Below are 12,908 nucleotides of genomic sequence, written 5' to 3' on the forward strand. Positions count from 1 at the left end.
AGTAGAGTGCCTTTTTACTTGCCTGGAATGGAAGTTTGTAAAAAGGATTATTAATATGTAAATCTATATCCTTCTATTATTTCCGGGTGGAATAATTGGTATAGTGCAATTTTTTTGACGTTAGTGTGTTTTAACATTGATGTTGTGTTTCTAACAGGCGTTGAAATGTTGTTAATATTGATGTGTCTATAAAATCAGGTATATGGTTGATTTTCAAAAGGGGATGGTGGTGTTTGGTAAGGAGGGGGTATTCTGTTTTAAGGTAGTTAATTGTGTTTAACAGGTAGAGGTTAATTTAAATTAAATATATTTATTTGTGTTTGCTGCGTTATTGTTCAAAATAGTTATATTGGGTCTTGCAACATAATCTAACCAATTCTCACCTTAAAAAATCATTTTATGAGAAAACTTTTACTATTAAGCTTTGCTTTGGTTTTTGCCTTGCTGCAGCAAGTGCAGGCTCAAAGCAAAACAGTGACAGGAAGAGTAACTTCGGCAGCTACTGGAGATGCTTTGCCGGGGGTTACAGTGCTGGCAAAAGGTACTACTGTCGGTACCGCAACATCTGCGGATGGGTCTTACTCAATAAACGTTCCAGCAAATACAAATGCGTTGCTGTTTCGGTATGTCGGGTACGAAGCGAAGGATGTGTCCATTGATAACCGCTCCGTTATCAATGTGGCCTTAGAAACTGATACCAGGCAATTAGAGGAGGTTGTAATTACAGGTCAGGGTGTCGGTATTCAGAAGAAGCGCCTGTCCACCACTGTTGATGTAATCACTGCAGAAGAGCTGCGTAAAACTCCGACTGTTAGGCTTGACCAGGTGCTACAGTCTAAGTTGCCTAGTACTCAAATTCAATTGAATTCTGGGCAGCCAGGAACAGCGTCAATTATCCGTTCGCGTGGTGTGTCTTCTGCCAATGGCTCTACAACGCCTGTGATTTACATTGATGGCGTGCGTGCTGATAACCTAAATACTGCCTCTGCTCTCGGGATCGGCACAGGGGGAGCGCAAAGTAGTGCTCTGGCTGATATTCCGGTAGAGAACATTGAAAGGATAGAGTTTATAAAAGGTGGTGCGGCAACAACTCTGTATGGAGCAGATGCCGCTAATGGAGTTATTCAAATCTTTACAAAGAAAGGGACAGCAGGGCCGGGTAGGGTTACTTTCGAGACCCAGCTGGGAACAATGGTAGGAACGACTGACTATCTAAAGTACGAAGAGACTGCTGACTACATTTTCGATCCCGGCCTTGTGCAAAGCTATCGCTTAGGTTTTGATGGCGGCGGTGAAAACGCTACTTACAGCTTCTCTGGCAATATGTATGATGATGACGGGTTCAGGCCTAATAACGACCAGACGCGCTATAACCTAAGGGGTACAGTGTCTGCAAAGGTGAACAGCAAGTTGCGTTATACAGGCTCGGTTGGTTTTACTAGAACCTCCTTTAAGCGGGACTATAACGCCAACACAAGTGCAGCGACCTTTGCCAACCTAGAGACGGGCGCATACGGGGAGCTGTCGGAGCTAACTGCTGAAGAGCAGGTAGAGGTTCAAGCAACTGTTGATGCAATCCAAGATAACATATACGTTAATGAATTTGTAAACCGGGTACAGACATCACATGCTGTCGAATATAATCCGATTGATAAAGTTACTGTTAATGCAGTTGTTGGTTTGGACTCCAGAAACAGCGAACAGAAAGAGATTTACTCAAACGCTTTGGATATTGCCTTAGGAAACGCTGCAAATGAGGGTGATGAAGGGTCTATAAGTGTAGCTACAAGAAGTTTCTTGGGTATTACAGGAACCGTGAATGCACAGTACAAAGAAGAGGTAGGTGACTTCTCCTTTATTACAACTTTGGGTACTCAGTTTTTTAGAAACGAGGATAGGCAGCTGCGATTAGACGCTAGCAGAGTTACTGAAGGCTCGCAGTCTGTAAACAACTCTGCTGAGGTGCTTGGCGAAGACTTTATCAGTACTTTAACGAACTACGGTTTCTATGGCCAAGAAAACATCGGTTTTAAGAATCGGTACTTCTTAGAGTTTGGACTCCGGGCAGATGGAAATTCGGCTTTCGGTGAAGAAATCGGCTTACAGTATTTCCCTAAAGTGGGTGTGTCTTACGACGTTTCATCTGAAGAATACTTTAAAGCAATACCTGCTGAAATCATTACGAACCTAAAACTTAGAGCGAACTACGGCGAGGCTGGTAATTTCCCTCCTGCCTTTAGCAGGGACAGGTTAGTTGAAGTTAACTCAGTTCTTGGCGTTGCAACTTACACTTTTGGTCAGCCTGGCGATCCGGAGCTGAAGCCGGAAAGAACGAAGACCTTTGAGGTTGGTGGAGACCTGGGTTTGTTCAGAAACAGACTAAATTTTAGTGTCACCTTCTATAAGGCCACAACAGAGGATGCTTTGTTTAACGCACCTTTTGCTCCTTCAACAGGCCAGAACAACCAATTGCGAAACTTAGGGGAGATAGAAAACAAGGGCTTCGAGTTTTCTGCAAATGCTGTTATAGTGGACAATGATAATTTTAGACTAAGCTATAACGCATCGGTTAATAAGAATGAAAACGTAGTGCTAAGCTCTGGTGGGGCACCTGAGTTTGTGATTGGTGGGTTTACGTTCTTGGGCTCTTTTGTGAAAGAGGGGTTGCCTGTTGGCTACTTCCGAGGAGGAAATCCAGTGTTTGACGAAGAAGGTAACTTTGTTGAGTCAGTTGCAAACGATAACCTTGGTTCGGCTCAGCCAGAGGTGTTCGGTAACACAGGCATAAGTGCAACCTTGTTTAACAGGTTAACTCTAGATGTAAATGCTGCCTATCAGGTTGGAGCGCAAGGTGTGAACGTAGATGAGGTGCTGCGCTTCTTTGCAGGGTTGCAGGACGACAGAATACCCGAGCCAGCTTTAGATCAGGCGAGCTTCTTCGATTTGGCCGGAGTTTGGGTAGAAGACACTGACTTTTTCAAAGTAAGAAACATCGCTCTGTCATATAGAGTGCCAGAGAGGTTCTACGGTAATGTCTTCAAAGGTATGGAGATTGGCTTCAATGCTATCAACCCCCTGAACTTTGTATCCTCAAACTTCGACCCCGAGGTTACCGGCGCAGGTGCTAGAAGCCAGAACACAGTAACAGTGGGCGGGTTTGGCTTCGGTACTGAGTCAGCGCCTCGTCAGTTTTTAGGAACCCTCCGTTTCACATTTTAATTAAAAGGAATCATGAAAAAGAAAATTATATATATCGGTTTAATTGGCTCCTTAACGCTGACCGCAGGGTGTGAATTGCTTGACCCCACGGAAGTGGTTAACCCAAACCTTACTGAGGAAGCTATTCTAGCTACAAGTAACCCTATGGTTGCATGGTTAGCAGGTGTGGAGAGGCAAGCGGCGATAGTGCTAAACAACTATGTTACGATTTCAGAGATTGCCTCTGATAATTATGTTAATACTAAAACTTTCTACAATCAAAGCTTAGATAAGCTGGAAATTAAGTTTAAGGATTCTGATATAAACGCAGCACAGTTTGCCATCGCTGATCTTAGAGAGTCTGCGGTGTATGGGCTAACAAAAGTGCTTCCTGCGGATGAGAACACAACTGCCGATCAAGAAGCAGAGTTATACTTCTTCAAGGGGTATGCAGAGCTCTTGGCAGGGGAGTTGTTTGTGGCGTTGCCCGCTGAGCCTTTAGGTCCTGCTCTTGCACCAGAGGAAAACATCCGGCTCGCAATTGAAGACTTTGAGAAGGCTCTGACGCTGACGACAAATGCTGATAGAAAGGCTGGATACAATATTGCCCTTGCCCGTGCTTATTATAGACTTGGCGATAAAGACAATGCTAAGAAGTATGCTGACAGCGCAATTGCGGCAAACCCGAACTATTTAAGAGTTGTGCAGTTTGATGATGCTAATGGGCCTAGTAATACCATGGAGGATGCTATTTTTGATAGAAATACGTTCGACGACCTACAGCCCTTGCCCAGATTAGACTTTCTAGACCCTAAGTACAATGGAACAGGAGATACTGCGGATCCAATTGCTATTCTTAAAATAGAGGAGGCACATTTAATCTTAGCAGAGGCTGCACTTGCTAATAATCAGTTGGAAGTGGCTAAGGGCAGTATGAAAAATGCTGTCTCTGTGGTTAAGGCACGTCAAGTGGAGACGTTTAATGATGCTGCAGAAGGTCGCCCTCAGGCAACTCCACCATCCGTAAGCGCTGGCGACAGACCGGATCAGGCTGGTATTCTAGTTGCTGCAAGCCCTGCTGGAGCTCTGCGTGCCGGGTTGGTGCTTAATCGCCAAGCAGGAGCAGTTACTGTTCCTGCAGTTTCAGGCACATCAGTTACACCTGCAGAAATAGATGCACTTTCGAGTGAGGACGCAGCGCTGCAAACGCTGTACCTCATGAGACAGGAAGTATTTATCGCGGAAGGAAGAAGAATGGTAGACCTGGGGGTTAGGTTCCCGGTTTCTGAAGTGGAGGCTTTAAGTAACCCTTTGATCACCAATGAGCAAACACAAGCCTTTGTTCCTTCCTTCATACCTGAAGGAGGGGTGATTGACCAGTTTACCTATGATAAGTCTGCTAAAACAGTAGTGATTGATGTGAATCTGAACAGAGTGCTGGTTGAAAATAAGACTTCGCCTGCAGTGTTGCCTTTCCATTAGGCAGTACAAAGCTAGACCCTAACAGGAACTGTGCCTGAGGAATCCGGGCATTGGCTTCTGTTAAGGTTTAAGAAGTATACGTGCTTGAACAGCAGTAGAACCGCAGGTGTAACACAGAGCGGGTGCTGTTGCACAGGCTATCTCCATACGAAAAGAGGCAGGTACTGAATGTGCCTGCCTCTTTTCGTATGGAGATAATTCCCTATCTTAGAAAGCTGAACCATTAAACTTTACATGAAAAATAAAACCATTGCCCTGCTCGGTGTCGCCTGTTTTGTGTCAGGCGCATTTGTAGCCAGAGTGGCAGAAGATACGCTGACGGTAGCTACCCTGCAGGAGGCGCAGAAAGTAATAGGCCTGCGTTTTACAGAGGCCCAGCTAGACTCCGCTACATCAGAGCTGGAAAGCTTTAGGAAAGACTATGAGGTGCTGCGCAGGCAGGAGCTGCCAAACAGCGTAGCGCCGGCTTTAGTGTTTAACCCGATTCCGGTCGGCTACACCTTCGAAACGGAGAGAACGCCTTTTGCAGCGGAGCGGCCGCAGAAGGTAACCTTGCCAAAAAAGCGGGAGGAGCTGGCGTTTTACACTATTCCGCAGCTGGCGGAACTGGTGCGAACACAGCAGATCAGCTCCGAAGAGCTGACAAAGTTCTACCTGGACCGACTGAAGAAGTACGGGCCTGCGCTGGAGTGTATAACAACGCTCACAGAGGAGCTGGCGCTTCAGCAGGCACGGCAGGCAGACAAGGAAATAAAGGCGGGTAAGTATAAAGGCCTGCTGCACGGTATTCCCTTCGGTGTGAAAGACCTGCTCTCGACACGCAAGTATAAAACCACCTGGGGTGCCATGCCCTACAAAGACCAGGTGATTGACGAGGATGCCACGGTGGTGCAGCGCCTGCAGGATGCCGGTGGTGTGCTGGTGGCAAAAACCACCTTGGGTGCCTTAGCGATGGGAGATGTGTGGTACGGCGGCAAGACCCGCACACCCTGGGATATCTCCAAAGGCTCCAGCGGCTCCTCGGCAGGATCGGCGGCGGCGGTGGCAGGCGGTTTGCTGCCGTATGCCATCGGTACAGAAACACTCGGCTCTATCGTGTCTCCGTCTACGGCTTGCGGCACGACAGGGCTTAGGCCGACGTTCGGCCGTGTGAGCCGCCACGGGGCCATGGCGCTAAGCTGGTCCATGGATAAAATCGGGCCTATTGCCCGCTCCGCCGAAGACTGCGCCATTGTGTTCAACGCCATCTACGGCCCGGACGGGAAAGACCAGTCGGTGTACGATGCGCCTTTCAACTACAACCAAAGTATAAACCCGAAGAAGCTGCGGGTAGGATACCTGAAAGACGACTTCGCCAGGAAGTACGGCTTCGCCGAGAACGACCAGGCAACGCTGGAGGCACTTCGCCAGGCAGGGGTGGAGCTGGTGCCGATTTCCTTGCCAGACCTGCCCGCCGGTGAACTGACACTGACGATATCGGTGGAGGGGGCTGCCGCTTTTGATGAACTCACCCGCAGTGGCCGCGACAGCCTGTTGGTGGCGCAGCACAAAAACGCGTGGCCGAACATCTTCCGCTCCGCCCGCTTTATACCTGCTGTAGAATACCTGCAGGCGCAGCGCGTGCGTAGCCTACTGGTGCAGCAAATGCAGGAGACGCTAAAAGACGTGGATGTGTACATCAGCCCCTCCTTCGCCAGCAACAATCTGGTGGTTACCAACCTGACGGGACACCCTTGCGTGGTGGTGCCGAACGGCTTCCAGAAGAACGGCATGCCTACCACTATTACTTTTATGGGCAAACTCTTCGGTGAGGCCGAGCTGCTGAGCTTTGCCAAATTCTACCAGGGTATAACCCCGCACGACGAGCAGCACCCAAACATGGATTTTGGGAAGAAGAAAAAGTCCTGACGTGCAGCCGCTGCCTGGAAGAGCAACTTCTTAGGGGCAGCGGTTTTGCTTCCTGTGTGTTTATACTTTAACTTGAGGGTTGATCGAATCGAAACAACCTTCATCTAACAAACCTATCATGCAACTGAAACGAAAAGCCGTAGCCCTTATGGCTTTGCTGCTGCTGGGCAGCGCTGAGCTGCAGGCACAGAACGATAAAATGGTGCTAAGCGTGGAGAAGATCATGCGCGACCCAAAGTGGATCGGCACCTCCCCAAGCAATGTGTTCTGGTCCGAAGACGGCAAGAAGATCTATTTCTACTGGAACCCGGAGGGCAACCGGCAGGACTCGCTTTACAGTGTAAGCGCCGAAGGCAAAAACCTGCAGAAGGTGAGCGCACAGGAGCGGCGCAGCCTGCCAGGCCAGCGCGGCGAGTATAACCGCGCTGAAACTAAGAAGGTGTACGAAAAGAACGGCGATATCTTCCTGTATGATGTAAAGGCGGGAAAGGCGCAGCAGCTAACCAACACCGTGGAGCGCGAAAGCAGCCCCGCCTTTAGCCACGATGAGCAGCGCGTGGTGTACATGAAAGACGGTAACCTTTTTGCCTGGGCCGTCGGCAACGGGCAAACCGTGCAGCTAACCGATTTCAGGAAAGGCCGCAAACCGGCTGAAGAGGGCAAAGACGCGCAGCGCGAGTGGTTAAAGGAACAGCAACTGGCGCTGCTCCAGATCGTGCGCGACCGCAAAGAGGACAAAGACGCAAACGAGAAACAGCAGAAGCTTGATGCGCCAAACCGCCCGAAGGAGATCTACATAGAAGACAAGCTGGTGAACGACGTGACGCTGGGGCCAAACGGGCGCTTCATTACGTACCAGCTGATCTCCCGCCCTAAGAACTCAAAAGTGGCGGTGGTGCCAAACTATGTTACAGAGTCGGGCTATACCGAGGATATCAACACCAGGACAAAAGTAGGCGACGCCCAGAGCAGCTCCGAGTTTTTTGTGTACGACACGCAGCGCGACTCGACTTACAAAGTGCTGATGAACGAGGTGGAGGGGATTTACGACCAGCCGGCCTATCTGCTGCAGCAGGAGGCAAAAGCAAGCGCCTCGACCAGTGCCGCCGATAGCAAAACTAAAAAGCCTGCGCCACGCGAGGCAGTTATCTATGGCCCGTTCTGGTCAAACAATGGCAAGCACGCCGTGGTGGTGGCCCGCTCACAGGACAACAAAGACCGTTGGATACTTAAACTTGATCCGGCTACCAACAAGCTAACCCTGCTGGACCGCCAGCGCGACGAAGCCTGGATTAACGGCCCCGGCATAGGCTACGGCCCCGGCGAAATCGGCTGGATGCCGGATAACGAGCGGGTGTGGTTCCACTCGGAGGAGAGCGGTTACTCGCACCTCTATGCCGTGAATGTGAACACGGGCGATAAAAAAGCCCTGACCAGCGGTAAGTACGAAGTGTCGGATGTGCGGATGTCGGACGATAAAAAGCACTTCTACTTCACGGCAAACAAAGTGCACCCGGGCGAAAAACAGTTTTACCGCATGCCTGTTAACGGTGGCGAAATGGTGCAGCTGACCAGCTTTACAGGGGCGCACGAGGTGGAGCTGTCGCCGGATGAGAAGCACCTGGCCATCCGTTACTCCTACAGCAACAAGCCTTGGGAGCTGTATGTGATGGATAACAAGAAGGGGGCGAAGGCAAAGCAGGTGACGCATTCCCTGACGGATGAGTTTAAGTCATACGATTGGCGTGAGCCGGAGGTGATAACCTTTAAGGCAGAGGATGGCGCCGACGTGAATGCCCGCCTGTACCGGCCGCAGAACCCGGAGCAGAACGGACCGGCCGTTATCTTCGTGCATGGTGCCGGTTACCTGCAGAACGCGCACAAGTGGTGGAGCTCCTATTTCCGCGAGTACATGTTCCACAACTTCCTGGCCGACCAGGGTTATACTGTGCTGGATATCGACTACCGGGGCAGTGCCGGCTACGGCCGGGACGTGCGCACGGGGATCTACCAGTTTATGGGAGGGAAAGACCTAAGCGACCAGGTGGATGGAGCGAAGCTTCTGGTAGACAAGTATAACGTAGACCCGAAGCGCATCGGTATTTACGGTGGCTCTTACGGAGGCTTTATTACTCTGATGGCCATGTTTACGGAGCCCGATGTTTTTGCCGCTGGTGCCGCTCTCCGCTCCGTTACCGACTGGGCCCACTACAACCACGGCTACACCTCCAACATTCTTAACACACCTTACACCGATAGCACCGCCTATACCAAGAGCTCTCCGATCTACTATGCCGAAGGCCTGAAAGGCGCCTTGCTCATCTGCCACGGGATGGTGGATACGAACGTGCACTTCCAGGATGTAGTGCGCCTGTCGCAGCGCCTCATCGAGCTGGGCAAGGACAACTGGGAGCTGGCGGTTTACCCGGTAGAAGACCATGGTTTCACGGAGCCAGCCAGCTGGACAGATGAATACAAGCGTATCTACAAGCTGTTTGAGGAGAACCTGAAGGGGAAGAAATAACCGAGCTGACCGCTTAAGTTTGTCTTTATAGCTTTAAACGGTGTAAGAACATGTAGAGGAGCCTAGCTAGGGTTAGGTTTTCGGCTACGGCAGCTTCTACCTCCAACCAACTTAACGAAGGAGGGCGGAGAGAATATGTAAGCTGCCCTTTAAGCTTACATTTACATCTTTAAAGGGCAGTGTTTTAAGAACGCCTCCTGTTACAGAAGTACAGTTAATGTGCTTCTGTAACAGGAGGCGTTCTTGTTTTATCCAATTTCTAAAGTGAGGACTGTGCTTTTAAATCAGGTATACAGGAAGAATCTAGTATGGAAGATTTTATATGTTTGAAAAGTATAATATAAAGCTTCTTGTTTGTCATCAACGCTGTGATAACAAGGTTATGTAGCATTGTGAGGAACGGTAAAAATGGATCTCAGGTCGGCGAGACTTAAGCGTTATTCTAGCAATAAGACAAGAAAGTTGTATGGATCTCTTTTTGTATTGTAACATTGTGTTAATCAGTGTCTTGTGTTTGTTAAAACCTTTTAATAAAAGTGAATAGTTTGCTATATTAAGTATAGATAAAGTTTTTTTTAGGGATGCATTCATATTGTTTTAGTATTAAAGTATATTTGGGTAACAACTAAAATCTATTTTACCAATCAATCTAATCTAGCTTTATGAGAAAAGTTCTATTTTTTGGTTTGGTGATGCTTCTAACGCTTGTAAGCCAGGCGTGGGTGCAAAATCGAACCGTATCTGGAAAGGTAACAGACCGGAGCAATGGAGATGCTCTGCCTGGGGTAGCAGTTCTAGTAAAAGGTACTACAGTAGGTACAACTACTAGTGTTGACGGAACTTACAGTATTAGCCTTCCTGAAGGGAGTAATACACTGGTGTTCCGCTTCATTGGTTATGCTGTAATGGAGCGTAACGTTGACAATGCTAGTGTCGTGAACGTTGCTTTGGGTGTAGACACAAAGCAGCTGCAAGAAGTGGTCGTAACAGCAGTTGGTATTGAGCGCGAGACAAAATCTCTTGGTTATGCCGCCACTAAAGTAGAAGGAGAAGAATTAACCAAAGCTCGTGAGACAAACGTTGTGAATGGTCTTGCTGGTAAGGTTTCCGGGGTTCGTATTACACAGTCTTCAGGCTCTTTGGGAGGCTCTTCTAAAGTAGTGATTCGTGGTACTAATGGCTTCGAAGGTTCTAACCCGCTGTTCGTTATTGATGGCCTTCCTATTAGTAACAGCACTCCTAGTAACTCGAATTCCCCAAGCGGCAATGCGTCTGTAGACTATGGTAACAGAGCCGGTGATATCAACCCAGATGACATCGAGAGCATGACAGTTCTAAAAGGAGCTGCAGCTACAGCGCTTTATGGTTCACGAGCTAAAGATGGTGCTATCATCATTACTACTAAGCGCGGTGCGGAGGGCAAAGTGAAAGTGACTTTGAACTCTTCAACACGTTTCGACAATGTGCTACGTTTGCCTGATCTTCAGAATGAATACGCACAGGGTAACTATGGGCAGTACAACATACGCAACACAAATGGATGGGGACCTAAAATTAGCGAAGTGCAAGATGTTACAGAAAAAAACTTCTTAGGAGAAGATGTAACGTTGCAAGCTTATCCTGATAACGTGAAGGACTTCTTCCAAACAGGAATGACGTATATGAATAACCTTGCGTTCGAAGGTGGTAGCAAAGAAGGGGACTTTCGCTTAAGTGTTGGTTCTACAAACCAGACAGGTATCATCGAAAACCAGTCTTTAGACCGCTACAATGTAAGCTTAAACGCTGGTAGAAGCTTCAAAGATAAGCTTACAGTTCGTACTAACATTAATTATGTTCAAACTGAAGCTGAAGGTCGCCCAGTACAAAGCTCTAATAGCCCAAATATCCTTACTTCTGCAATCTACGGATTGCCAAGAACTGTTGACGTTAACCAGTTGAGAGATAACTGGATTGATCCTGTGACAGGTGAGCAAATCGCATTGACTCCAGATAAGACTGGTAATAACCCGTACTGGATCATCAACAGGAATAACAATGAGAGTGACGTGAAACGTGCTTACGGTAACGTGATACTATCTTACAAGCCTCTTTCATGGTTAACCTTGTCTAACAATGCAGGCTTAGATGTCTATACAGAAAATCGATTTAACAAGACAAGTAAAGGCACATTTGGCGCGTTACAAGGAGAGTTCTACAAAGCAACAATACAGAATCAAATATTCAACAACGACTTTATTGTTACTGCCGAGCGTGATATCACGCCAGACTTTAACATAAAAGCAATGGCAGGTCATAACATTTATGCAACTGAAGTGTCATCTCAATCAGTAACTGCTACAAACCTTACGATTGATGGCCTGTATGATTATGCAAATGCTACTAGCACAGTTCCGGGACAAGGGTTTTCTCAGAGGAGAATTATCGGTGTCTGGGGTGATTTAGGATTAAGTTATAAAGAGTACTTGTTCTTGAATGTTACAGGTCGTAATGACTGGTCTTCAACTCTTCCTGTAGATAACAGATCATTCTTTTACCCATCTGTAAGTGCAGGTTTTGTTTTTACTGATGCACTTAACATCCAGTCAAGCGTTCTTGATTATGGTAAAATAAGAGCTAGCTGGGCAAATGTTGGTAGCGGGGCAAATCCTTATAGCCTTGACTATGTTTACAATCCGGCTACTTCATACTTTGTACAGTATAGCTTAAGTGGTACATTCCCTCATGGTGGTCTACTCGGTTTTACCGCTCCACGAACGTATCCAAACTTTAACCTGAAGCCACAGAACCAAGAGAACATTGAGTTTGGTGCTGACTTCCGTTTCTTAGACAACAGAATTGGATTAGGTGTAACATACTACGATACGAAAACATCTAATCAGATCGTGAGCCTTGATGTGCCTTTATCTACAGGATACTTTGCAAGAACAGTTAACGTAGGTGCTGTTTTGAACAAAGGTTTTGAAGTTGACCTGAGATTAAATCCAATACGTACTTCTTCAGGATTTGACTGGACAACAGATGTGAATTTTGCTAGAAACGTACAATCCGTTGAAGATCTGCCAGAGGGTTTAGAGTCGTATGGTTTGGCTAGTGGTTGGAGTGGTTTGCAGATCAAAGCTGAGGATGGCAAATCTTTTGGCTTGTACGGTACCGCATGGCAGCGCGATCCAGAGGGTAACTTTATCATCAATGCAGAAACAGGCCTAAGAGAAGTTGAGCAGGGTAAGCGTTTAGGAAGTATTAACCCTGATTGGACAATGGGTGTTAATAACACTTTCTCTTATAAAGGTGTAAATCTTGGATTCTTAGTTGACATTCGTAAGGGTGGTGTGTTCTATTCAGGTACTGTCGCTAGCCTTCGCTCTTCAGGTTTAGCTGAAGAAACGCTTGAAAACCGTGGAAGCATTTTTATTGACCGTGGAGTAAACAAGACCAAAGACGGAGACTTTGTTCCTAACACTACTCCAGTACAAAGCATGCAAGATTTCTGGGGTAGATATTCTGCTACAGCAAATACAGAAGGTAACGTTTTTGACGCATCTTATGTGAAGCTTAGAGAAGTTAGAGTGTCTTATATACTGCCAAAAGCATGGCTAGATAAAACCTTTATTGGGTCTGCTGAACTTGGTATAGAAGGGCGTAACTTGTGGATCATTCATTCTAACGTGCCTCATATTGATCCAGAGTCTAACTTCTTTGGTGCCGGTTCTGTAGGTGAAGGTGTTGAATTTAACACAATGCCAACTACAAGAACACTTGGCTTCAACCTGAGACTAACACTTTAATAGTTGTT

5 protein-coding genes are annotated in these 12,908 nt (G+C 47.4%); all 5 read left to right on the plus strand.

The window, feature by feature from the left end:
* The first annotated feature begins 399 nt into the window (after positions 1–399).
* The 5 genes from CA264_RS19035 (at position 400) to CA264_RS19055 (ending at position 12,900) form a co-directional block, all read left to right on the plus strand.
* The gene (locus tag CA264_RS19035; RefSeq protein WP_025608985.1) at positions 400–3,219 is read left to right on the plus strand and encodes a TonB-dependent receptor domain-containing protein; all 2,820 of its coding nucleotides are present in this window, start codon (positions 400–402) and stop codon (positions 3,217–3,219) included.
* Between the two features lie 12 nt (positions 3,220–3,231).
* Positions 3,232–4,680, plus strand: coding sequence for a tetratricopeptide repeat protein (locus tag CA264_RS19040; RefSeq protein WP_025608986.1), 1,449 nt, complete (start codon positions 3,232–3,234; stop codon positions 4,678–4,680).
* 234 nt (positions 4,681–4,914) lie between these two features.
* On the plus strand, positions 4,915–6,588 hold the full coding sequence (locus tag CA264_RS19045) for an amidase (protein WP_025608987.1): 1,674 nt from the start codon (positions 4,915–4,917) through the stop codon (positions 6,586–6,588).
* Between the two features lie 118 nt (positions 6,589–6,706).
* On the plus strand, positions 6,707–9,112 hold the full coding sequence (locus CA264_RS19050) for a prolyl oligopeptidase family serine peptidase (RefSeq protein WP_025608988.1): 2,406 nt from the start codon (positions 6,707–6,709) through the stop codon (positions 9,110–9,112).
* Positions 9,113–9,774: 662 nt separating this feature from the next.
* Positions 9,775–12,900 carry a SusC/RagA family TonB-linked outer membrane protein gene (locus CA264_RS19055; RefSeq protein WP_025608989.1) on the plus strand — a complete coding sequence of 1,042 codons (3,126 nt, stop codon included), beginning with the start codon at positions 9,775–9,777 and terminating at the stop codon, positions 12,898–12,900.
* Positions 12,901–12,908: the final 8 nt, after the last annotated feature.

The sequence above is a fragment of the Pontibacter actiniarum genome (genome assembly GCF_003585765.1).
GTDB lineage: Bacteria > Bacteroidota > Bacteroidia > Cytophagales > Hymenobacteraceae > Pontibacter > Pontibacter actiniarum.